The sequence below is a fragment of the Paenibacillus sp. ov031 genome (assembly GCF_900143165.1).
In the GTDB taxonomy this organism is placed as follows: Bacteria; Bacillota; Bacilli; order Paenibacillales; family Paenibacillaceae; genus Paenibacillus; species Paenibacillus marchantiae.
In genome coordinates, this window is sequence record NZ_FRDO01000001.1 from 18622 (window position 1) to 40581 (window position 21960).

Genomic DNA, 21960 nt, shown 5'->3' on the forward strand with positions numbered 1-21960 from the left:
TGAAGGCAAACAATTGAATCTGTTGGCAATAGAAAGGAGTGTCGTGGAAATATGGTAGGCAATAGATCAGGAGATAGACAAGAAGTGAAGCACCCATATGTTGGGATGTGGGTGACGAAGGATGGGTACATCAGGCATGAGCTTCTCCCTGACGGTCGCTATGATGAAGCACGGGGAAATAGGCAAAGTGCATATCAAGGACGATATGTAGTCGATGGAGACCATATTGAATATGTCGATGATACTGGCTTTACCGCAGATGGAGACTTTAAGGACGGCGTGCTTTATCATGCGGGCATGATTTTGTACAGAGAAAATGCACAATAAATTATCTAATAGGGAGAGAAATCAACATGTCTAATGTAAAAGGGAAAGTCGTTGTGATCACTGGTGCAAGCAGCGGAATTGGGGAGGCAACGGCGTATGCGGGAGTCATGCCGCTATCACCCCTTGAAGCACTAAAAGTGGACGAGTGGAATCGTATGATTGATGTTAACATTCGCGGTGTTCTACACGGCATTGCAGTTGGGCTGCCTGTTATGAAAGAACAGGGTTCCGGCCAGTTTATTAATATCGCCTCCATCGGAGCTTATGCCGTGACACCAACAGCCGCGGTATATTGTGCAACCAAATACGCAGTCCGTGCGATCTCGGAGGGTCTGCGCCAGGAGGTAGGCGCAGATGTCCGCGTGACCCTTGTATCGCCAGGTGTGACTGAATCCGAACTTGCCGAATCCATCTCTGATGATGAAGCACGCGAGCTTATGAAAGATTATCGGCGCATATCCATTCCGGCCACGGCTATTGCTCAGAGTATTCTGTACGCGATCAACCAGCCGGCTGTGGTGGATGTGAATGAAATCGTGGTGAGACCCACAGCAAGCATGGCTTAAATCTCGCAGTAAGACACTAAAGATGTCCACAACCATATGTACGGGTTGGGGGCGTCTTTTTATACCCTGAAAGAGAGCTCGTCTGGGTTGCAATATGGTATAGTATGATCAAGTAACGCACCAGAGAGAGGGGAATAATACATTGACGCTGCAACAGCTAAAATATGTGATTGAAGTCGCCACGCGTGGCTCGATGAATGAAGCCGCCAAGCGGCTGTTTATTTCCCAGCCCAGCCTGTCGAATGCCATCCGGGATCTGGAGCAGGAGCTGCGAATTACCATTTTTGAACGCACGAATAAAGGGATAACCTTGTCCAAAGAAGGCGTGGAATTTCTAAGTTATGCACGCCAGGTAGTGGAGCAGGCGGAATTACTGGAGAATCGTTATTTGAACGCGAAGCCGTCTCCGCAACATTTTTCCGTCTCCACACAGCACTATGCGTTTGCAGTAAATGCCTTCGTGAAGCTGGTGCAGCAGTATGGACAGGATGAATATGAACTGGCTCTGCGGGAAACGAAAACGTATGAGATTATCCAGGATGTAAAAAGCCTGCGCAGCGAAATTGGCATACTATATCTGAATGAATTCAATTCCAAGGTAATTAACAAATTGCTTAAGGATGCGGGGCTGGTGTTCAACAGTCTGTTTGTTGCCAAGCCGCATATTTTTATCAGTGTGCAAAATCCGCTGGCGAAGCAGGAATCGGTTGCGATTGAACAGCTTCAGGATTATCCTTACCTGTCCTTTGACCAGGGGGAGTATAACTCCTTCCATTTTTCAGAGGAGATCCTGAGCACGCTTTCTCATCCCAAAAGCATACAGGTTAACGACCGAGCCACGCTGTTTAATCTGCTGATCGGTTTGAACGGATACACCATCTCAACAGGTGTGCTTAGTGCCGACCTGAATGGGAATGAGATTATCCCCGTCCCGCTGGAGTGTGAAGAGACCATTAATGTTGGCTGGATCAGCCATAAGAATGCTTCGCTTTCCAATCTGGGCGTGGAGTATGTCCAGGCTCTGCATGAGGCGATTCAATCCTAAATGGTCATGGGAAAACCGTTTCCGTTCCAGCGGAGTCGGTTTTTTTTTAGAAACACACTTATACTTATAATCATTGCGTAAAAGTACGAAGGGAGAACGGTCAGTGCGAGTTTTATACCGAAATAAGAGTGAACAGCATGAGTTGACGATATATGATACATCCAAGCTTTATGGAGATAAGGGCCGATTTCGTGTGCTAGAATTCTCCAATGCAGCAGTTCAGGGGGCAATGGATCTGGACGAGCCATCCCGAATGGTGCTGGAGTATCCAAGGGCGATGGTTCACCTGATTGAACGAAATAATCCCGATTATGAATCGGTTTTTATAATTGGACACGGCATCGGAACCCTATCAAGCTACTTGTCTAACCGTCAACTAAAAGTCGCTGAACTCGATGCGGAAGTCATTGAGCTCAGCAGAACTTTCTTTGGATATCGTGGAGATCATGTGTTGGTTGGTGACGGTCGTGAACTATTGGAGCAGGAGGCATCAGGCTCATACCATTATATTATTGTAGATGCTTTTACGGCTGCGGGAACACCTGCACAGTTTACTTCAAGCTCATTTTTCACGATGCTAAAAGACAAATTGCATTCTGGTGGTATCGTATTGCTGAATGTATTTGGGCGTGCGGGGTATGACAGACTGGTGAATGCGATTCATACCACGTTACAGGAACACTTCGCTTATACGCGCTCATTTGCATTGCCAGCTGAAACAACGGATGAAGTCCAAAATCGTATTTTGGTCGGTTGTGACGGACCGATTTCATTTCAAACGCGTCATATGGCTGGGTTTGTAGAACAGCAGCCTGGCGAGGGATATGTTATTGTGGATTCAAATGAATCTTAATCTCAAATACAGTTACAGATGATTTCGAAGAAAAGTGTCATATCATGTTATCAATTGTCATTAAATCGTCAATCTTACTATGTAATTATTCGAACTTCACAAACTATTTATTTCTTCTTAACAACTTTCATATAAGATAGAAGGAATATGCCTTTTCATGAAAAACCGGGGGAAGCAATAATGATCGCAAAGAATAAAACATCCAGATTAAGAAGAAAAGTAAGGGAGATCAAAAAAATCAGCCTTACCGCTCTGTTGAGTGGATTGGTCACCATTGCCGTTTTGATGACATTGACCATTATGTTTATTTCGTCTTATACATCCCAGAAGCAATCGCTGATTGATAATACGCTCTCACTTAATTATTCGAGTGCCGTGCAGATGAGCCAAACACTGGACTCGTTGTTTCAATCCATGCAGGGCAGTTTGAAGTATTCAGCCAACTATTTTCCGGATATAGACTATGCAGACGCCAAAAAACTAGATCCCACACTGGATTTGATTCGAAACAGCAGTAATTATTTCAATTCGGTTTCTCTGATAGATGAATCGGGAATAATCCGGGGTTCATCTCCTTATTTGGAAAAAAGCCTCGGACAGCCTATAACTTCTAATGCAGCGAAAAATGCGTTTAAATCGAGGTCTTCCTATATATCCGAAGCGTATCGTGCACCTTATTCGGAACGCAGAGTCGTTTTTGTGAGTGAACCGATCTTCAGTCCATCAGGTGAATTCAAAGGTTTAATTAGTGGGAGCATCTATCTACAGGAAAATAACATTTTGAATCTGTCATTTGGCAGCCAACTGAGGACCAGTAATGGCTCTTATTTTTATATTGTGGATGCCAACGGAACGTTGTTGTTTCACCCGGATACGGAAAGAATCGGTGAAAATCTAAGCAAAAATCAAGTGGTGCAGAAATTGCTTAACGACCAGACGGGCAAAGAACAATATAAGAATCTGGCGGGTGTAGATTCACTCGCAGGTTATTATAAGGTCCCGACAACAGATTGGGGAGTTGTCGTTGTATCTCCAACCCAGATGGTATACGATCAGCTGAATCAACATATTCGCATGTTGCTGCTGTACACTTCAATTCCGTTTATCATTCTGACACTTATCGTTATTCGTGTAGCGCGCAAGCTGGCCAGTCCATTTGTTTATCTTGCAGACCTGGTTAACCAGGTGGATCAGGGTAAAGTAGATCTGCCTGTAATGAAGCCGCATTGGAACAGGGAAGCGGATTTGTTAACACGAACCGTGCTGACTGCATTGGCGAATTTTCGCAAGCAGAAGGATCAACTTACTTATGATGCCAGAACGGATGTATTAACCGGAATGACCAATCGTAGAACATTTGAAGAAGTCATTCAGCAGTGGATTGATGAAGAAGTTCCGTTCTCCATTGTGGTACTGGATATTGATCGCTTCAAATCCATAAACGATACGTATGGGCATCATGCGGGGGATCAGGTTCTGAAGCATATCGCGAATATCATTAAACTGTCAGTTCGGACGCAGGATATATGTTCCCGGTTTGGCGGGGAGGAGTTTGTTGTGTTATTGCGACATACGGATTCCAAAACAGCGTATCAGATTGCCGAGCATATCCGTGTATCGGTGGAACAAAGTATATTACCCATTGATCGTTCTGTGACCATTTCGGCAGGCATTGCCGAATATCCACTGCATTCCACAACGGCGACAGAGTTGTTCCATTTGGCGGATAATGCGTTATATCAAGCCAAGGAAGAGGGACGTAATCGGACCATTACCATTCAAACGGTCATAAAATAAGGTTTACTCATCTTTCATTTCGAAATCAAAAGAAGCTAATCCCATCTAAGAGAGGGATAGCTTCTTTTGTCTTTTGTTTAGACATCTTGTGATCTGGCCTGGACTTCATTTGTATACTGTTCTCCCCAGTCTCGCATGCTGTAAATAATCGGCTGGAGCGTTTCTCCAAACGGTGTAAGCGAATATTCCACTTTGGGTGGAACCTGAGGATAGATTTCCCTGTGAACAATTCCGCTGCTTTCCAGCTCTCTTAATTGGAGAGTTAACATCCGCTGAGTAATATCAGGGAATAACTTTCTAATCTCGTTGAATCTTAACGAGCCGGAGAATAGGTGATATAGAATCGCACCTTTCCATTTGCCTCCAATGACGCTCAGCGTGACTTCGACGGAACAGCCATAAGGCGAGGGGCACCCATCGGCCGGGTTTTTTCTCATTATAATTGCACCTCCAGTTCGTGGTGGTTATTTATAGTATCAATTTTAGTACTACAGCACATAAATGTACATATCACTCATCTATGAGCATATCACTTCTCCCTTGGATTATAAACCCCATCCCATACATCTGCATGAAGATAAAACAACAAAGAACCCCGGTTTCCTATCACGAAACACCGAGGTTCTCAGGAATGAAAGGCTTGATTAGAATAAAGTGTCCAGGGAGTAAGCTCCTGCACCCGCAAGTGCAACACCGATCAGTGATCCGAGCATAACCAGATTGTACTCGAATCCTCCGTTCAGATTCCAAAGTCCTTTACCTGCATGAACTTTTGCTATGGCAACAACCATAGGGATGATGAGCAAAATGACAGCAAAACCAGTCCACAGACCTGCTCCAAACAGGAATCCGCCGATCAACTCAATAAGGCCTCCACAGACAGCCATAACTCTTGCGGGCCTCAGACCAATCGCCCCGAAAAATTCGGCTGTTCCTGATATGCCTTCTCCACCAAACCAGCCAAACAGTTTCTTGCATGCATGACCCATCATAATGAAACCAATAACAAGTCGAATGATAAGTAATCCGGCGTCTAACATGTGCTTCTTTCCTCTTCTCTAGTTGTATAAAATGATTGGTCTTATATCGTATGAATGTCAGATCAACGACGCCAGAATGGTATCACATAACGCCATGGTTTCAATATTATCCTTACCACTGGAATGTGGATCAGATTTGTTCTGACAGCATTCCATAAAATGAGCCATCTCCCCTACAAATCCTCGTAAGTAGAGGTCGCGATAAGCGCCTGACATAGGAGAGCCGGAGGGAGTGAAAACAGTATCCTGCTCCTCAAGGGATTTCCAGGGAAGGTTATCCCCTGTACGAGATTGATGAACCGTAAGTGTATTAATCTCATCTGCTAACGCAAATCCGTAGTCAAAGGTGACTAGTACACTTTCGCTTTCGCGTGACCATGCACTCATGCCAACAAAGTAGGCACTGCCTACCACACCATGATCAAATTTCAGGGAAATGCTCTGGTTAATATGTTCTCCGTCCTTAACCGTTATGCCTGTTACCTGTATGGCTTCCCCGAACAGAAAACGCATCAGATCGACCATATGAATGGCAGCGAGCTTTATGAATTGTTCCTCATCCTTGCAGAATGGTGTGCTGTCTACAGCGAATTTCATTTGGAAAGAACGTGCTCTGCCCAATGATCCACCATCAATCAGTTCCTTGAGTTTCATGTAGACCGGAGCATATCGTTTCATAAATCCAACCATGACAACCACACCTGCCTTTTGGGCAGCTTCAGCCACAGCAGCAGCTTCGACAGCATTCCATCCGAGGGGTTTATCCACGTATACATTTTTGCCAGCCCGGATGCATTCAAGGGCAAGTGCTGTCTGATCCTCTGGTTGCGCCACAACAACGACGCCGTCACAGTCTTCATTCTGCAGCATCAGCTGAGTATTGTCATAGGCTTTCCCGCTGCTCCCAAAACGAAGGAGAGCCGCCTCGGACCGTTCAATACTGCGAGTGGCGATGGCCTGAATGTCTGCTCCTGCTTCAATAGCAGAAGGATATATATTCGTGGATGCATGGAATCCTGCACCGATAAAACAAAGTTTCGCTTTTTTCATGTGAACCTCTCCTTTAAATGCAGATCACCAATCACACTGATTAGATTTTGTAGCTTAAATGCTTCAGCATCTGTCCGGCAATGGTGTTGTTAACGCTATGAGGAACCGGCTGTGGTCCGAGGGTGAGATGCTGGCGTTGCTGTACAAGATATAGGAGGGAGGCGGCTTGTAGGGACAAGCCTAGATCCATCGTTTCGGCAGGGTTGCCGCTGCCACCAGCCAGGTTCAGCATCTCGCCTTGAGTAAGTAGCATGAGTCGGCGTCCGTTGGTTAATGTAAATTGTTCGATATCCGCTGTCAGTTGTTCCGTATGCTCCGCCTCCTGACGGAGACTTTCCAGATCCATCTCCCAAGAAAAATGTCCGGCATTGGCGAGGATCGTTCCATCATTCATTTGATTAAAATGTTCCTTCAAAATGGCGTTAGGACGGCCAGTGACAGTAATGTACACTTGGGCAAATGCAAATGTATCCTCCAATCGTGCCACTCTGAACCCATCCAGCGCCGCTTCCAGTCCAGCAATCGGATCGGTTTCAACAACGACGACCTGACTGCCCAGATTCCGCAAATATCTGGCGATGCCTCGTCCACAGGTTCCATAACCTACGATGACGAAACGACGTGTAGGCAGAATCAGGTTTGTAGTACGCATGAAACCTTCAATAATGGTCTGTCCAACACCATGTTCATTTTCCATGATTCTTTTGAGTGGACTATCATTAATAACAATGATGGGGAAAGGAATGTTCTCACCCGTCTCTTCACGCAGCAGATTGGCCCCGGTCGTTGTCTCCTCCGTACCACCAATAAGAGAGTTAGTATCATACTGTTGAATGAAGGTACGCGCCAGATCAGCTCCATTATCCATGAGGAGATGGGGTTGGTGACCAAGTACACTTTGGATATTTTGCAGGTGCTCATTGCGCCTGTCCGCACGTTGACCATATACCGTGATGCCTTCTTCTTGCAGAGCTGCTGCGACGGCGTCTTTGGTTGTACCCGGGCTGCCAGTCAATACAACGTTGGCTCCACCTGCTTGGAGTGTGCGGCATAATACAGCTGTTTTAGGTTCTACATGAATACATATACCGATGGTTAAACCAGCAAAAGGCAGCTCTTTGGCAAAATGGGATTTCAATTCCCCGAGCAGGGGCATATGCATTTCCGTCCAGTGAATGCTGCGTTTTCCTTCTTCAATACGTTCATGTGTTGTGTTCTTGATCGTCATGCAAAACTCCCCTTTTCTATGCAAGGTATAGCGTGTCCAACAGGACACTTGATCTGCTTAATGTCTACGATAGGGAGTTTGATGGGGTTAAAAAAGGACATATGTCCTATTCATTGCAGCTTGGAAAAAAGGTATTGCAAACTTATTTCAGAGCATGTATACTCTTAATTACGGTAAAACAAGAAATTGCTTGACCGGAGTACTTTTCATCCATGATGAGAAGATACATATTATGCGGTCGTGGCGGAATTGGCAGACGCGCACGGTTCAGGTCCGTGTGGGCTAACCCCCGTGGAGGTTCGAGTCCTCTCGACCGCATCGAAGAAAAAAGCTCGCAAAATTGCTCTAAAGGCAATTCGCGAGCTTTTTTTGTTTTTTTTATTTATTGAAAATGAATTGTTGCACACATAGGCCTGCAATCGCTCCAGTAATACCAAAGAGCGCAACACTTGCCATCACCTCATATGCCTGGAAGCGAAACAAAAAGGCGATGCCGCTGCCAAATGTCGTTCCTGCGAGAAATCCGAGAGAAATTCCTATTTCTTTGGTTAATTTCATAGGTTCACCTGCTTGGGAATGTGAGTTTGGGGTTTGCAAATTTTTAATACAGGAAGTAAAGTGTGATCAGGAAAATACTCACATTTTATTTCCTTTTTTCATTTTGTGGTTTTAACCATGTAATTATGCATGATATTTCTTAAGGGAGGTTAAAAACGGATGAATATGAACAAGCGAATTGCCGTATGGAACGAAGAAGCGCAAAATTGTACTTGTGGGCATGATCATCGGTTGGTGCAAATGCAGGTCTATCTGGAGCATGGAGCTATTCAGCGGTTACCTGGCTATTTGTCCGAGCAAGGGTACAGACATGTAACAGTGGTATATGATCGATTTACAGGTCCGGCAGCGGGACACGAGGTGGTAAAGAACATCCGAGAAGCGGGCGTTCATGTGGATGAGATATGCATGCCAGAGAACAAAGCAGGCGACGTGATCGCCGATGAGGGTGGGATTGTGCAGGTACTGCTCGGTGTGAAACAAGAAAGTCAGGCGATCATTGCTGCTGGTTCAGGGACCATTCATGATCTGGTGCGATTTGTTTGCTCCAAAATGAACAAGCCCTTTCTGTCAGTGCCTACAGCAGCTTCGGTTGACGGATTTACCTCAGCGGGTGCACCTCTTATTGTAAGCGGCGTCAAACAGACGTTCCAGGCGGTACCGCCTAAAGCTATTTTTGCGGACATCGATATTTTGGAGCAAGCCCCCCAAGAGATGAATGCAGCCGGATTCGGAGATATGCTTGGTAAATATACATCACTGGCGGACTGGGTGGTTTCCAGGGATCTGGGTGGAGAACCGTTCTGCCCCGTAGCTTATCGCATGACAGAAGAAGCACTAACTTCCTGTGTGGAGCATGTACAAGGGATCGCTGAAGGACGGGCCGATGGTGTGAGTGTATTGATGGATGCGCTGATTGCTTCCGGCATTTCCATGCTAATCATTGATCATTCTCGTCCGGCATCCGGTGGAGAACATCATCTGTCTCATCGGTGGGAGATGGATCTGATGGAGTCAGGGCACAAGCCTGTTTTGCATGGTGCCAAGGTGGGAGTGGCCTGTGCACTGCTTACCATAAAATACAAAGATCTTGCACAAAAATCCGACGAGCCGGTATTCCAGGTATACAATAATCTGCCGGATGCATCTCAGCTTATAGCTTGGCTTGAGCAAGTTGGGGGACCTACAACGACTGAACAACTAGGTGTATCCATGGAGATGGTGGAACATGCTTTCAACACAGCTCATTTGCTTCGTGATCGTTATACGGGACTGAAATATATCAACGAGATTCTAAACGTGGGTTCGAAATAAGGATGGGAAAAATAATATGAACAAGTGTTATCTTATGCATTTGGTTGTACGTACAAATTATGAGTGGATCCTGTAATGTACGAGACAAGGAAGTGTTGTTGTTTGCGCTAGAGGTGCTTGTGCTTAATTCGATAGCAACAAATCACATGAATTTTTGGGAAACACAGTCATACAGCGAATAAGGATAGATCGAACCAAACGTTATACGAGCTGAATTAGAGTTTGAATTAAGCCTACTCCCTTAAGGGACAGGCTTTTTTTATACTTTATATAAAGTGTTGGGTTAAATTGTTCGTACAAATATATTATGAAAATGAAGCTAACGACGAAGTTATATTTCTTTAAATGATCCATAATTTAATGGACTGGTTGGTTATCATCAATGAGGTACATATGGGTATAAGTCGTCACGCATTTCGACAATGGGATTTTCGCCTCGTTCAGAGAGCACGCTGTACCGGCCCAGGTTAAGGAGTGACTGGGAATGAAGGAATGATGCATCCAAAGCTGTTTGGAGGGCAGGAGGGCCGCTTATCGCCCCTGAGAGACGATGCTGAGTACACCCGACTGGAGAAATGGTAACCTAATAAAATTTGTACGATGAAAGTGGTATTTTAAAAAGGCTCTGTCTTTCCCAATGGGGAGAGGACAGAGCCTTTTGGTAGTTCGCTAATTTAGTTATTGTGGCGATCTTTCAAGATGACATCTGCGAACAAAATAGTTTTCGGGATGCGGAAAAATTGTTCCGCTTGTTCCTGAAACGCAGCAGAAGGCAGCGTTCCCTGATGCAGCCATTTGCGGAAAGTGCCGGGGTGAACCCCGATCCAGTGGCTGACATCTGTCACCGACAAATCATGGACCATACACAAGCCTGTTAGAATACGGTTGCTAACCGGAGAACGGGTCACCGTACGCTTCATGAAGCGGGAAGGCTCGGGCTGACAAATGACAGGGCTTTTGCGTACCACTTCTTCATTAAAAAGAATGTGGCGCGGGTAGCCGAGCAATTGGCATGCCTTGTCCAAATTGGTACTGCCGGGTATCCGTCCTTCATACACCCACGCGCTGACGCTGCGTGAAGAGATGGATAGATCTTCGGCGAGCTGAGACAACTTGATATCATTGGCCATCAGCACGGCAAGAAGAACACGGTTGCGGATTTGACAGCGTGTCGGTTTTCGGAATCGTTTAACACGGACGCCTTTTCCCAAATATTTACGGTTGATCAGAGACCACGCCTGGATGGAATGTTGTTCTGGTTGATTAGGCATATTTCCTCCGATTTTTTTAACCAAATACTACAATAAGTACGGGGGTACTTTCAAGTGCCGGGTGCACCTGTTTCAAAAGAGTGGATGCGCGAATCCGCTACAAAGGAGGAATTATGAACTAGACCAGACGCAATTCACATCCTAGTATATTCCTAGATTACAATGTTTCACTAAATTTAAGGGATCAAATAGATAATGAATAAAAATAAAATGAGTCTAATTACCTACTAGTGAGACTTTAGTACTTTTATCTATTTTTTGTTGATATGATGCGGTTTATTTCCCTGATTTACCCATAAATATTCGATTCCCGTTAAAGGAACCCATTTCCAATGTGCACAAATCTGAAATTAGAAATCCGCGTGACCAGCAAGGCATGTGGACTGTCAAAATCTCTTATTCTTACATATCTTGTATGGAGATCAAGTGAGAGGGAGAGGTGAGAAACGTGAGTCCATCCGTAAGTACCTTTGCTGCCATTTCAGGGGCGTTCATGACGTTTGCTTTTGGTGGATGGGATCAGCTGCTTAGCTTGCTGGCGGTTGCAATGGCTGTGGATTATATTACGGGTCTCGCTGCGGCAGTAAGAACGGGAAAAGGATTGAATAGTAATGTTGGATTCTGGGGACTCGCGCGCAAAGGTCTCATGCTGACGGTTATTCTGCTTGCCCACCGAATTGACATGCTCATGGGAACTGACATCATTAAAGGGGGAGCCATCTACTTTTATCTGGTGAATGAGCTGATATCCATTACCGAAAATTATGCCCGCATTGGGCTTCCATTGCCTGACAAGCTCAGACAGGCTATAGCGGTGCTGAAAAAACAGGAGGGATTGTCTGACAAGGAGTGGCCTCAACCACAGCCAAACGTGGAGAATAAGGAGACAAAAGAACAAGCAGCAGAAGTCGTACCGGAAAAACAGACAAACCAAAGTGAACAGACGGATAATATGTCTCAGGAGAAATCCAAGGCGAATGAAAGCAACCCCGATTAGATAGTCTTTGAAGAGAACGTTTCCAAGTATCCTTTCGTAATAGAGGACGTTATGATATATTTTGGATACAAGAAAATTCATTCATACCAATTATTATACTTAAATGAGGTGCTTGTCTGATGATTAAACATATTGTTCTGTTTAAAATGAAAGATCGTTCTCCTGAAAGTATCGAAGCGGCTGCGAATGTTCTTCGCAATCTGCAAGGGAAAATTGATGTTCTGATCTCGCTTGAAGTGGGTATTGACGTGCTTCGTTCGGACAGATCTTTTGACATCTCACTTACGGCAGAATTTGCATCACTGGAAGATCTTCAGGCATATCAGGTGCATCCGCTGCATCAGGAAGTCATCAAGTATATGAACGAGGTCAGAGAGCAGTCGATTGCAGTGGACTACGAAATCTAATCTGTTATTCATTCTATTTTGGATAAAGGGGACTCTGCATGAGCGATTTAAGAGACGTTATGGAATTTTTATATATTTTTGTCGTGTTTCTGATCGCTTGTCCTGTGATGTTATTTTGGCTGAAGCGAAGAGGAAAAAGGAACCGATAATTCACTGAACGGGAAGTGAACACATTGTATTACGTAAACAGAGAACAGATTGCCCGCCGGCTTGCTGCCGTACCGGAGGTGGCTGAAGGTCTTCGTCGCGCGTCACAAGCTTGGGATGGCAGTCTCATGCTGGGTCTGGTACAGGAACGCTGTCTTCATCTGGCGATTGAAATCGTTACGGATGTTGGGAGTTATCTCATTGATGGCTTCATCATGCGTGATGCGAGCAGTTATGACGATATTATTGAAATTAACCACGAAGAGAAAGTTTTTGATCATGCAACCTATGAGGTGCTTAGTCGCCTCGTATCGTTGCGCAAGCCGCTCGTTCAGGACTATTACAGCTGGGAGCGGTCTGAACTGCATCCGCTGAGCAGTGACTTGCCGGGCGTGCTTGAACATTTTTCCCATCAGGTCAATACCTATGTGGAAAAAGAACTCGGACCTTTCCAGACTGCACAGGCCGAGGGACAGAGCAAGGAATGAGGGGAAACAGCATGACGAACGAACGGAAAGAAGCTCGAGAAGTAAATAATGAAACGAATGACATACCTTCCGGGTTTCATCCGGTATATATGATTGAGCTGTTATTTCAGGAACGTCCCGTTATAGATCAGGGGCGTTTGCAGGATGCACTGAGCCGTCATACCGGACAAGTCCGGCTTGATGTGAAGCAGGGTAATGAGGAGCATAATCCTGAGATGCTGGTTTTCTACCACCTGGACCATAAGGTTTCTTTTCAGGAAGGTAATATTCCAGCACAGACTTGCATGCTCCCCATTACTGAAATTGTAGATCGTGCCCGCTTTGGAGGGGCTTTACAGCAAGCCTGGCATTGGCCAGAAGCAGGACAAACTATGGAAACGATCCAATATTCTATCCGACTTCATGATATGTTCACTGCTGCTATGCCGCGCAAACAACGACTCGAATTGTTCCAAAAGACGATTCAGGCTGTCATGGAAGTGTTGCCTTGTGAGGCGTTATACTGGTACGGCAGTGACAAATTAGTTGAACCAGAAGCTTATGTGCTGTCACAGGAGCGTGAGGAGCATCTCTACGCTGCGATGAATGTGCGCATGTATCAGGCTGGGGGCACGGAGGAACAGCGTCAGCTGGTTATGGACACGGTAGGTTTGTCGGCACTTGGTGTGCCTGATGTACAGTGTCATTTTATTGGACTCGATCCGGATACGGTAGCCCAGACATTACTGGGTGCCGCCTATTACATATTTGATCAGGGAGATGTTCTACAGGATGGACAGACGCTGGGATCTTCCGGCGGACGACGCTGGCGTTGTGAGCATCAGGCGGCGTTGATTGCACCAGGACGATATGTAATTGATCTGGACCCGGGTGATGAACATGCTGCTGCTCCGCTTGAGCCGGCGCGGCAGACCTGAGACATATCTCGATAACGTCAGAAGGTGCGAAGACGACATCCAGAATTTTTTTTGGTATCCGAGTGTCAGGTCAAGCCCTTGCTGCTTATACTGCATCAACAGAGTAGGCATTCGCCCGGATTGACGAGCAACAGGCCGTTGCTTAGTTATTCGGTACTTCATTTAAGGTAAAGGGAGAGATGAGACGTGAAGGATTCTAACAAAAGTTTGTTGTGGGGAGCATTAATCGGCTCGGTTGTAGGTTCAGTGACAGCTTTGCTGCTGGCGCCAAAATCCGGACGCGAACTTCGTCAAGATATTTCGGAAGGTGCACGTCAGGTGAGTGAGAAGGGTCAGGAACTGGCTAGCAAGGTAGGAGAACAAAGCGCACAGATCGTATCCAAAGTAAAAGAGACGGCAGATGTCGTTATCCAGGATATCCAATCGTGGCGCAATTGCGCTGAAGGTAAAGAAGTGCGCGTATCCGCCGTCATTACTGATTCCGATTCTTCCATCGATGCAGATGCAGCAAATGAGTCGGGCATTGAAGTCATTGCGAAGCTTCCTGCCGACGACTCCAAAGATAACATCTAAAGCTAAGCTTGAACGCGAGCAGGCTTTCCTCCATCTGGAGGGGAGCCTGCTTTGTTGTGCGTGGTCGTGTAGGAGTTGTACGATACGGCATTTTGTTTGAACCCTGCGATGAAATCGGGTAAGATGTAGGTACCTTTTTGCCTGAAAATTCATACGGTAGGAAGAAAGCTCTGGGAACCAATATGTTAACAGAACCAATTCAATGAAGAAGGAAGCGGTGTGTTCGTGCAGCAAGCAATCGCTATATTAGACTCCGGTGTAGGGGGATTGACGGTCGCCAAGGAAGTGATGCGTCAGCTCCCACGGGAAAAGATCATATATTTTGGAGATACTGCCCGGACACCGTACGGACCCCGTTCGTCCGAACAAGTTAAACAATTCACGGAACAAATCGTTGATTTCTTGATCCAGTTCGATCCGAAGGTTATCGTTATCGCCTGTAATACGGCTACGGCAGCAGCGCTCGACTATATTCGAGCCAAGGTGAATGTGCCTGTCATTGGTGTCATTCATCCTGGAGCACGAGCAGCCATCACAGCGACACGCACAGGACGCATCGGTGTCATTGGCACCGTGGGGACCATTGGAAGTGGTGCATATACGTCTGCACTCAAACAGTTGTCTCCCTATATTGATGTGGTCAGTCAGGCTTGTCCGGCACTTGTGCCACTGGTGGAGCAAGGCGAATTCCGTTCCAAGCAAACGACAAGTACGGTGGAGCAATCTCTAGGCCAGATTAAACAACAGCCGATTGATTGTCTTATTCTGGGTTGTACGCACTATCCTTTTCTCATGGATACCATTCAGGAGGTTATGGGGCAGGAAGTGAAGCTGATTAGTTCGGCAGATGAAACGGCAAGGGAAATCAGTACGATTTTGTATGATAAACGAAAGCTGGCCAGTGGGGATGAGACGCCGGTCCATCAGTTTTTTTGCACAGGGGACCCCCGCATGTTCCAGAATATTACCCGCCAATGGCTCGGAGAGCAGATCTCCAAAACGCCAGTTGTGTGGCAGGTTACCCAATTACCATAACTTTTTTTGATTTCAATGCTTATAAGAATCCCGGAACACTAAGTGTTCCGGGATTCTTTTGTTTATATCCGAAAGTATAAGAAGCTCAGATGTATCATCACGTTTTTCTTATGTTGGAGGGATTTACGCGATTCATGTCACATGACGGACAACCAGACCCGCATACATATTACATACAGTAAGGACACAGGCGAGAAAAGGACGGGAGATTACACAATTTCCTAAGGGAAAGGAGATCGACATGGAGCTGCAATGGATTATTGTTCAACAGGGAGATACCTTGTCGCGTATTGCGGCAGCGAACCATATGACGAAGGAGTTACTGGCTGCTCTCAACCCTGAAGCAGCGTCCCAGCCCTATTTGCTAACAGGACAGATGCTGCGCATTACGCCGGGAATGGGACGCAGGTATGCAGTGCAACCAGGGGAGAAAGTGGCTGTGATTGCATTACGTTTTGGAATGAATGAAGAAGAATTGCGCGAGGCCAACCCAGAAATAGCGAACATTCCGGACTGGTGCGGACGATGTATTCATATTCCAGATTCAAATGGAAAAACTATCGTCAAGTTGCAGGGAGAGTATGGTTATCGTGAAATGAGCCGTGATATCGGTTTGCTCGAAAAGAAGTATCCATTTATCGAGATTGGCTCCATTGGCAGCAGTGTCATGGGCAAGGATTTGCCTTATCTGCGTTTGGGTCAAGGCCCCAGACATATTCATGTCAACGCATCAGTTCATGCAAATGAGTGGCTGACAACGGCGGTTCTGATGCGGTTCATTGAAGAATATGCGAAGGCCTACAGTACACATACACCATGGCATCAATTCCAGACGGAACGCTGGATGCAGGAAACTACGCTGTGGGGTGTGCCCATGGTCAACCCGGATGGAGTTGAATTGGTGCAAGAGGGCGTGGTCAATGATCATCCCCATGCAGAAGAATTGTTGGCATGGAATGCTGGACGCTCCCATTTTACGCATTGGAAGTCTAATATCAGGGGAGTAGACCTTAACGATCAATTCCCGGCTTATTGGGAGGAAGAAGCAGCTAGAAGAGGGATAACGACACCAGGGCCCAGAGATTATGCAGGAACCGCTCCCTTATCGGAACCGGAGGCATGGGCACTTGCACAGTGGACCGAGCAGCATCATTTCGATGCTGTCGTTTCGCTGCACAGTCAGGGACAAGAAATTTATTGGAACTACCGAGATTTGGAGCCAAAGGAGAGTGCCCCGCTTTCACGCAGACTGGCAAGGGCTTCGGGATACAAGGCAGTTAAGCTGGGTGGAAGTGATGCAGGGTACAAAGACTGGTTCATTCAGAAGTTTCGAAAGCCCGGCTTCACGGTAGAAGTGGGACTTGGGGTCAACCCGCTGCCCATGGATCAGTTCGATGACATCTGCGTAGAGGTTGGCATGCTGTTGGCTGAATTATTAACAGATCGAGAGCACTAACAGGGAAGACCGGGAATCCATGAAATCTGACTTCACATAATCTGGATGGGAAGACATGAAACTTAAAGGTTCTCCACTCGTATAACAGGAACGGGCGCTGTGACCGGCGTTCGTTTTTTTAATCTGCATATTGCATCATTCGTTCCGGATCGCTCTGGAACGGGTAATGATGGGTGTGACTATAACGTGTTCTGTTTTATTTCAGTGCAATAATCATACGGAGGGGTTCATATGAAGTGGAGAAGACTGCTGTCATTCAAACGATGGACACAAGTATTCAAACGGCTGCCGCGTCTGTTGCGGGCTCCTCAGATCCCTTTGGGTGAGAAGCTGCTGTTCATCATCCCGGCGCTGCTCTACTGGGTGCTTCCTGACGTGATGCCGTTTATGCCTATAGATGATATCGGGGTTACGTTGTTGCTGATGAACTGGTTTGTAAGTCGTGCGGAGCGCAAATATCCGGTACTTACAGCGGGTGCGTCGTCTTAATCCGACACAAAATGGGTGGTTTTAACATCGATTTTGCATCAATGTTATTGCGAAGCGCAGTAATTTTCTTTACAATAGATGCTGGAGTTTAGAAATACTGAAAAATTGTTGGAACCAGCAATTACGATATAGGAGATGAATGAAATGAACTGCAAAATTACACGTAATGCCGCGAAAGTATTAAAACTTGAACTGGACAAGCCTGAGAACGAAGGTAAATTGCTGCGCGTTGTGATCACACATGCACATGGAGATCATGCCCACTACGGACTCGATATCGATACGCCAAAAGAAAATGATACGGTTGTATCTACTGATAAAGAGATCGACGTTATTCTTGAGAATGATCAGCCTTTGCTGGATGGCGTTAAAATTGATTACCTTTACTTCCCTGAAGAAGGCTTCGTTATTACGAATCCATCCCAAGGCAACCACGGCGACCACTAAGGGAGCGAAGAAGGGGAACTCATGGCTAACGATATCCGCGTATGCGAAAAATGTAATCATATCAGACTAAAATCGATTGTAGCCAAGTTGGAGAAAATGGCTCCGGATACGGAGATCAAAATTGGTTGCAAATCGTATTGCGGTCCCTGCGCGAAGCGTGCTTTTGTTTTCATCAACGGTAGGTACATCAGTGCTCCGTCAGAAGAAGAAGTGCTTGCAAAAGTAGCGAAATTCGTAAAGTAATTGTATGAATTTACATTGGGCAAACTTGTCCACGAAAGGAAAGAGAGGCCGCGGCCTCTCTTTTTTAGTTGTGATTAGGAACGGTACAGGGTTAGAACGTAAAGCCCTGCATCATTTCAAAAATCTTAAAGGTATCCTCTTGAATCTCAATGGCGATGATAGTATCGCTTTTTTTAAAATAATGAACATTCCCCATTCGCTCTTCTTCCACTTCAACCCATCCGGCTTCGGATAACTTCTCGAAATAATCGGAGGGTACATATAATCCCTGTTCTCCCCCGATATGTTTCAATTCATATTTAATGCCCGTTTTAATGTTTGGATTGTCTGAATATGTCGTTACGTTCAGCTGCTTTGCATTCACGGGGACCGGAATCTCGTTATTAATAGAGGAGCCTGTATATCCCGTTATTTCATACGTCGAAGGTGTACAGCCGCTGATGAGCAGCAATAAAGATAGCAGTATGAACATAATCCCAAAGTTCTTCAAACACACGCCTCCTTGTGAAAAGGTACTTATCAAATAAACGCAGTCAGACCGGAAAAGGTTATACACATCATGATATTTATCACTAATCGTTTAAGGGGAACAGTGAAGCGATCCGTCATTGTTTAGCAAAAGAAGAATAAGGAAGGCCGATGTCAACCATCCTAATGGGGTAACAGGAACATGATCCCAAGGAGGAATACTCATGCCGAAGCGTTATGATTCCAGTTTGCAAGCCGATACGACCGTATCCCAGGCGCAGAATGCAGTGAACAAACTTCATTATGCCGTTTCACAGGCAATGTCACATCCAACAGAACAGACCATTGAACAGGCAGAACGCCGTTTGGCGCATACCGAGCAGGCTATGCTTCAAGCTGAACGTTCGCTTGCAGGTCAGGGCGTTGAGCTGGCAGAAGAGATGTTCATTGAGGAGAAGAGAAGATTGAACTCGATCCAGAGTCAGAATGGGCAAGGGGATCTATAGGCGTTCCTGTCACACCAGAAACCCGCAGAGCAGCAGTGCTTTGCGGGTTATTCATGTCTCTTTTGAATGACCCCAAGAAGTGGATCTCAGTCAAACTGTGTGTAACGTGCCGCTTAAAATTTGGTGAGAAGGTTAATAGACCAAGAGCAGGCAAATTTCACACAGGAGGTACAGAATGACAAAACATATTACAGATTGTACGATTCTGAACAACGGAGTGACGATGCCATGGCTGGGATTTGGGACTTATCGAGCAAAAGGCAAGGAAGTACAGCAAGCAGTGGAGACTGCATTGGAAGTCGGATATCGGAGTATTGATACGGCGTCCGTTTATGGAAATGAAGAAGAAGTGGGACAAGCCATTGCGAGCAGCGGTATTACTCGGAATGAGCTGTTTGTGACAACCAAGCTGTGGAATGAGGATCAAGGGTTTGATTCGACCTTGAGAGCATTTGAGGCCAGCCAGAAGGCGCTTGGATTAAATGTCATTGATCTATACTTAATTCACTGGCCTGGTAGAGACCAGTATAAGGAGACGTGGAGAGCATTCGAACGTCTATATAGCGAAGGAAGTGTACGTGCCATTGGTGTAAGTAATTTCGAAGTACACCATTTGCGCGATATCATAGATGAAGGTGGAACGGTACCTGCGGTGAATCAGGTGGAACTGCATCCAGGTCTGATTCAACAGGAACTGCAGGATTTCTGCGGGGAGCAGGGCATTCAACTGGAGGCATGGAGCCCCATTATGAGAGGTAAACTGAACAAGGAATCGGCTTTAAAAAGTCTGGCCCAGAAATACGGAAAAACACCAGCGCAAGTTATTCTGCGTTGGGATATTCAGAACCAGATCGTGACGATTCCGAAGTCGGTTACCCCGGAGCGAATTCGCGAGAATGCGGACATCTTTGATTTTGAATTGACTCCTGATGAGCTGAAACTGATTGATGCGCTGGATTCGGATAAACGGACGGGACCACATCCGGATCAGCTGTTTTGGGATTGAGCGTGTAGCTCAATTCCAAAATGAGTGTTTAATGATCTGCTTGTGGATGTTCCGGTGACGGATCGTTCTTCGTGATATAAAATGAAAGCATAATCCTTTACAGTAGGCCACTACGTGTGCAGAACAATCTTTCGATCGCCGTTATCCCCGGATTTTTGGAATTCCCTATCTTCAAAGGGTAAAATCCAGTGATAAATGCGAAGTATATGCTTCCGTTGCAGCTTTCTTTCAGAAAGATTTTAGCGCCGCTTCTCCAGATTTGTTCTGCCCTCTCCGTTATAGTGTAAATTATGAGTTCATCTTAAGTGGATGGATTTAAAAGGGAAAAGTGAAAAAAGCAGCAGGTTCAGGGGATAACCCTTGATCCTGCTGCTTTTGTGTTATTTGGATTGGTCCGGTTGCGGAACCTCGCAGCCGTCTTCGGTGCATACTCCACTGCCATCTGCGTCAGTGGTGTTGGACTCTACCATGGTGAAGGGGGAACGCTCGTCCCATGCTTTCTGGATAGCGTCAAGGAACACCTCATCCGGTTGAGCGCCAGATACAGCGAACTTGCGATCAAATACGAAGAACGGCACACCCCGGATACCTAACTGTTCGCCTTCTGCCTGGTCGGCACGCACTTGGTCTGCGAATTGATTACTGGACAACACTTCTGCTGCTGTATTGCGATCCAGACCTACTTCTTCAGCCAACTCGATCAGTACATCGGAATTGCCGACATGTTTACCTTCAATGAAGATCGCTTGAAATAGTCGTTCGCTCAACTCAAGCATTTTTCCTTGTGTTTCTGCCCAATGCGTCAGACGGTGAGCAGAGAAGGAGTTGGTAGGGATCATCTCATCAATGTTGTATTCCAGTCCAGCCGTACGAGCATTGGCATTCATTTGGGCATTCATGCCGCGTGCCTGCTCCACACTCATATTGTATTTGGCAGCCAGATATTCTGCGTTGGTTTTGCCACTATTCAATTCAGCATTTGGATCGAGCTCAAAACTTTTGAACTGTAATTTCACATCATCGCGGTGGGGGAATTGTGCGAGTACATTCTCAAGACGACGTTTGCCAATATAACAGAAAGGACACATAAAGTCGGACCATATTTCAATATTCATTCATTAAAACCTCCATCATCTATAAATGAAACCAATACAGTTACAATTATATAGCGACTTTCCATCATTCGCAAGGTTGTGGTTATTACCAGCCTCGAAAAAAGAAGTGCCGAAGCATGCAACGGATTGCAGCCTCAACACTTATAATTTAACTTCTTACTTATCCCGGTATGCCTTGGTCCAATGATAAGGCTGAATTTCGTCCAACCTCTTGTAAATTAAAGCTCCATCCGGATCGTACACGGCAGCCTTCACGTCTTCTCCCCAGAAAAACAATCGTTCCTGGCACACACCACAAGGGGTGAGGACCTTGAATTCCGAGTGCTCATCGTCCCGTGCTACACAGATCGAGTGGGTGACCCGCTCGTTTAATTTGTGGGCTTCCAGATAGGCGCCTGTTTCCATACACAGATGCGTGGCGTCGTTAATCACTTCTGGAGCTACGCTGATTAACAGCGATCCAGCTTCGGTATAAACAGCAGCAGCGCCGCCCCACCCTTGAGGGTAGCGATGTTTGACAAAGTTTGCAGCTTCTTCGAACAGCTTTTGTTCGATATTGAATTGGTCAGGATGTGACGTCATGGTCATGCACTAGCTCCATTTCATTGTAGTATCGG

At 46.0% G+C, this 21960-nt stretch carries 26 protein-coding genes, 1 tRNA gene and 1 pseudogene; 19 read left to right on the forward strand and 9 right to left on the reverse strand.

The window, feature by feature from the left end; translation table 11 throughout:
* Window positions 1-51 precede the first annotated feature (51 nt).
* From BUA17_RS00080 to BUA17_RS00100, 5 genes are all read left to right on the forward strand, one after another.
* A complete protein-coding gene (locus tag BUA17_RS00080) occupies window positions 52-327 on the forward strand; it encodes an Atu4866 domain-containing protein (RefSeq protein WP_063564916.1) in 276 nt (91 codons plus the stop codon).
* Window positions 328-353: 26 nt separating this feature from the next.
* Window positions 354-893, forward strand: a complete 540-nt coding sequence (locus BUA17_RS00085) for an SDR family oxidoreductase (RefSeq protein WP_072732283.1) — start codon at window positions 354-356, stop codon at window positions 891-893.
* Between the two features lie 142 nt (window positions 894-1035).
* The gene (locus BUA17_RS00090; protein WP_053783582.1) at window positions 1036-1938 is read left to right on the forward strand and encodes a LysR family transcriptional regulator; all 903 of its coding nucleotides are present in this window, start codon (window positions 1036-1038) and stop codon (window positions 1936-1938) included.
* Window positions 1939-2041: 103 nt separating this feature from the next.
* Entirely contained in the window at window positions 2042-2791 is a 750-nt protein-coding gene (locus BUA17_RS00095) for a spermidine synthase (RefSeq protein WP_072732284.1), read from the forward strand.
* Window positions 2792-2971: 180 nt separating this feature from the next.
* Window positions 2972-4588 (forward strand): sensor domain-containing diguanylate cyclase, encoded by a 1617-nt coding sequence (locus BUA17_RS00100; RefSeq protein WP_063564913.1) that lies wholly within the window; start codon window positions 2972-2974, stop codon window positions 4586-4588.
* A gap of 77 nt (window positions 4589-4665) precedes the next feature.
* On the opposite strand, the gene BUA17_RS00105 is transcribed toward BUA17_RS00100, so the two are convergent.
* The 4 genes from BUA17_RS00105 to BUA17_RS00120 form a co-directional block, all read right to left on the reverse strand.
* On the reverse strand, window positions 4666-5025 hold the full coding sequence (locus BUA17_RS00105) for a winged helix-turn-helix transcriptional regulator (protein WP_063564912.1): 360 nt from the start codon (window positions 5023-5025) through the stop codon (window positions 4666-4668).
* Between the two features lie 207 nt (window positions 5026-5232).
* Window positions 5233-5628, reverse strand: coding sequence for a DoxX family protein (locus BUA17_RS00110; RefSeq protein WP_063564911.1), 396 nt, complete (start codon window positions 5626-5628; stop codon window positions 5233-5235).
* A 57-nt stretch (window positions 5629-5685) separates the two neighbouring features.
* Entirely contained in the window at window positions 5686-6678 is a 993-nt protein-coding gene (locus BUA17_RS00115; protein ID WP_072732285.1) for a Gfo/Idh/MocA family protein, read from the reverse strand.
* A gap of 40 nt (window positions 6679-6718) precedes the next feature.
* Window positions 6719-7906 carry an adenosylhomocysteinase gene (locus tag BUA17_RS00120; RefSeq protein WP_083584528.1) on the reverse strand — a complete coding sequence of 396 codons (1188 nt, stop codon included), beginning with the start codon at window positions 7904-7906 and terminating at the stop codon, window positions 6719-6721.
* Window positions 7907-8140: 234 nt separating this feature from the next.
* Here BUA17_RS00120 and BUA17_RS00125 point away from each other — a divergent pair.
* Window positions 8141-8224 (forward strand) — tRNA-Leu (locus BUA17_RS00125).
* Window positions 8225-8284: 60 nt separating this feature from the next.
* Here BUA17_RS00125 and BUA17_RS00130 read toward each other — a convergent pair.
* A complete protein-coding gene (locus tag BUA17_RS00130) occupies window positions 8285-8464 on the reverse strand; it encodes a hypothetical protein (protein WP_072732286.1) in 180 nt (59 codons plus the stop codon).
* A 159-nt stretch (window positions 8465-8623) separates the two neighbouring features.
* On the opposite strand from BUA17_RS00130, the gene BUA17_RS00135 reads away from it, so the two are divergent.
* The gene (locus BUA17_RS00135; RefSeq protein ID WP_072732287.1) at window positions 8624-9778 is read left to right on the forward strand and encodes a sn-glycerol-1-phosphate dehydrogenase; all 1155 of its coding nucleotides are present in this window, start codon (window positions 8624-8626) and stop codon (window positions 9776-9778) included.
* A gap of 674 nt (window positions 9779-10452) precedes the next feature.
* Here the strand turns inward: BUA17_RS00135 and BUA17_RS00140 are convergent.
* Entirely contained in the window at window positions 10453-11049 is a 597-nt protein-coding gene (locus BUA17_RS00140) for a helix-turn-helix domain-containing protein (RefSeq protein ID WP_024629188.1), read from the reverse strand.
* Between the two features lie 448 nt (window positions 11050-11497).
* Here BUA17_RS00140 and BUA17_RS00145 point away from each other — a divergent pair.
* From BUA17_RS00145 to BUA17_RS00190, 10 genes and pseudogenes are all read left to right on the forward strand, one after another.
* Window positions 11498-11899, forward strand: a pseudogene (locus BUA17_RS00145) (phage holin family protein); the annotation flags it as partial.
* Window positions 11900-12165: 266 nt separating this feature from the next.
* Window positions 12166-12453: a Dabb family protein gene (locus BUA17_RS00150; protein ID WP_064639229.1), complete on the forward strand. Its 288-nt coding sequence runs from the start codon at window positions 12166-12168 to the stop codon at window positions 12451-12453.
* A gap of 173 nt (window positions 12454-12626) precedes the next feature.
* Complete coding sequence (locus BUA17_RS00155; protein ID WP_063564905.1) at window positions 12627-13088, forward strand: DUF86 domain-containing protein; 462 nt, start codon at window positions 12627-12629, stop codon at window positions 13086-13088.
* A gap of 11 nt (window positions 13089-13099) precedes the next feature.
* The gene (locus tag BUA17_RS00160; protein WP_072732289.1) at window positions 13100-14005 is read left to right on the forward strand and encodes a DUF4261 domain-containing protein; all 906 of its coding nucleotides are present in this window, start codon (window positions 13100-13102) and stop codon (window positions 14003-14005) included.
* A 186-nt stretch (window positions 14006-14191) separates the two neighbouring features.
* On the forward strand, window positions 14192-14578 hold the full coding sequence (locus BUA17_RS00165; protein WP_063564903.1) for a YtxH domain-containing protein: 387 nt from the start codon (window positions 14192-14194) through the stop codon (window positions 14576-14578).
* A gap of 225 nt (window positions 14579-14803) precedes the next feature.
* A complete protein-coding gene (gene racE, locus BUA17_RS00170) occupies window positions 14804-15613 on the forward strand; it encodes a glutamate racemase (protein ID WP_072733426.1) in 810 nt (269 codons plus the stop codon).
* A 247-nt stretch (window positions 15614-15860) separates the two neighbouring features.
* On the forward strand, window positions 15861-17069 hold the full coding sequence (locus BUA17_RS00175) for a M14 family metallopeptidase (protein WP_072733427.1): 1209 nt from the start codon (window positions 15861-15863) through the stop codon (window positions 17067-17069).
* Between the two features lie 231 nt (window positions 17070-17300).
* Window positions 17301-17558: a hypothetical protein gene (locus BUA17_RS00180; protein ID WP_062322197.1), complete on the forward strand. Its 258-nt coding sequence runs from the start codon at window positions 17301-17303 to the stop codon at window positions 17556-17558.
* A gap of 144 nt (window positions 17559-17702) precedes the next feature.
* Complete coding sequence (locus BUA17_RS00185; protein ID WP_063564902.1) at window positions 17703-18005, forward strand: hypothetical protein; 303 nt, start codon at window positions 17703-17705, stop codon at window positions 18003-18005.
* A gap of 21 nt (window positions 18006-18026) precedes the next feature.
* Window positions 18027-18248 carry a YuzB family protein gene (locus BUA17_RS00190; RefSeq protein WP_024629198.1) on the forward strand — a complete coding sequence of 74 codons (222 nt, stop codon included), beginning with the start codon at window positions 18027-18029 and terminating at the stop codon, window positions 18246-18248.
* Window positions 18249-18339: 91 nt separating this feature from the next.
* Here the strand turns inward: BUA17_RS00190 and BUA17_RS00195 are convergent, their stop codons facing one another.
* The gene (locus tag BUA17_RS00195; RefSeq protein WP_063564901.1) at window positions 18340-18738 is read right to left on the reverse strand and encodes a hypothetical protein; all 399 of its coding nucleotides are present in this window, start codon (window positions 18736-18738) and stop codon (window positions 18340-18342) included.
* A 202-nt stretch (window positions 18739-18940) separates the two neighbouring features.
* On the opposite strand from BUA17_RS00195, the gene BUA17_RS00200 reads away from it, so the two are divergent.
* Entirely contained in the window at window positions 18941-19222 is a 282-nt protein-coding gene (locus BUA17_RS00200; RefSeq protein WP_072732290.1) for a hypothetical protein, read from the forward strand.
* A gap of 175 nt (window positions 19223-19397) precedes the next feature.
* Window positions 19398-20228, forward strand: a complete 831-nt coding sequence (locus BUA17_RS00205) for an aldo/keto reductase (RefSeq protein ID WP_072732291.1) — start codon at window positions 19398-19400, stop codon at window positions 20226-20228.
* A gap of 380 nt (window positions 20229-20608) precedes the next feature.
* Here the strand turns inward: BUA17_RS00205 and BUA17_RS00210 are convergent, their stop codons facing one another.
* Together BUA17_RS00210 and BUA17_RS00215 are read right to left on the reverse strand one after the other, a co-directional pair.
* Complete coding sequence (locus BUA17_RS00210) at window positions 20609-21343, reverse strand: DsbA family oxidoreductase (protein WP_072732292.1); 735 nt, start codon at window positions 21341-21343, stop codon at window positions 20609-20611.
* A gap of 156 nt (window positions 21344-21499) precedes the next feature.
* Complete coding sequence (locus BUA17_RS00215; RefSeq protein WP_063564955.1) at window positions 21500-21925, reverse strand: cytidine deaminase; 426 nt, start codon at window positions 21923-21925, stop codon at window positions 21500-21502.
* Between the last annotated feature and the right edge of the window lie 35 nt (window positions 21926-21960).

Coding starts and splice junctions, on each gene's coding strand:
- BUA17_RS00120 (WP_083584528.1), bottom strand. CDS start 7,906: ATGACGATCAAGAACACAACACATGAACGTATTGAAGAAGGAAAACGC.
- BUA17_RS00210 (WP_072732292.1), bottom strand. CDS start 21,343: ATGAATATTGAAATATGGTCCGACTTTATGTGTCCTTTCTGTTATATT.
- BUA17_RS00130 (WP_072732286.1), bottom strand. CDS start 8,464: ATGAAATTAACCAAAGAAATAGGAATTTCTCTCGGATTTCTCGCAGGA.
- BUA17_RS00190 (WP_024629198.1), top strand. CDS start 18,027: ATGGCTAACGATATCCGCGTATGCGAAAAATGTAATCATATCAGACTA.
- BUA17_RS00150 (WP_064639229.1), top strand. CDS start 12,166: ATGATTAAACATATTGTTCTGTTTAAAATGAAAGATCGTTCTCCTGAA.
- BUA17_RS00105 (WP_063564912.1), bottom strand. CDS start 5,025: ATGAGAAAAAACCCGGCCGATGGGTGCCCCTCGCCTTATGGCTGTTCC.
- BUA17_RS00185 (WP_063564902.1), top strand. CDS start 17,703: ATGAACTGCAAAATTACACGTAATGCCGCGAAAGTATTAAAACTTGAA.
- BUA17_RS00115 (WP_072732285.1), bottom strand. CDS start 6,678: ATGAAAAAAGCGAAACTTTGTTTTATCGGTGCAGGATTCCATGCATCC.
- BUA17_RS00110 (WP_063564911.1), bottom strand. CDS start 5,628: ATGTTAGACGCCGGATTACTTATCATTCGACTTGTTATTGGTTTCATT.
- BUA17_RS00205 (WP_072732291.1), top strand. CDS start 19,398: ATGACAAAACATATTACAGATTGTACGATTCTGAACAACGGAGTGACG.
- BUA17_RS00215 (WP_063564955.1), bottom strand. CDS start 21,925: ATGACGTCACATCCTGACCAATTCAATATCGAACAAAAGCTGTTCGAA.
- BUA17_RS00135 (WP_072732287.1), top strand. CDS start 8,624: ATGAATATGAACAAGCGAATTGCCGTATGGAACGAAGAAGCGCAAAAT.
- BUA17_RS00140 (WP_024629188.1), bottom strand. CDS start 11,049: ATGCCTAATCAACCAGAACAACATTCCATCCAGGCGTGGTCTCTGATC.
- BUA17_RS00100 (WP_063564913.1), top strand. CDS start 2,972: ATGATCGCAAAGAATAAAACATCCAGATTAAGAAGAAAAGTAAGGGAG.
- BUA17_RS00200 (WP_072732290.1), top strand. CDS start 18,941: ATGCCGAAGCGTTATGATTCCAGTTTGCAAGCCGATACGACCGTATCC.
- BUA17_RS00160 (WP_072732289.1), top strand. CDS start 13,100: ATGACGAACGAACGGAAAGAAGCTCGAGAAGTAAATAATGAAACGAAT.
- BUA17_RS00080 (WP_063564916.1), top strand. CDS start 52: ATGGTAGGCAATAGATCAGGAGATAGACAAGAAGTGAAGCACCCATAT.
- BUA17_RS00085 (WP_072732283.1), top strand. CDS start 354: ATGTCTAATGTAAAAGGGAAAGTCGTTGTGATCACTGGTGCAAGCAGC.
- BUA17_RS00180 (WP_062322197.1), top strand. CDS start 17,301: ATGAAGTGGAGAAGACTGCTGTCATTCAAACGATGGACACAAGTATTC.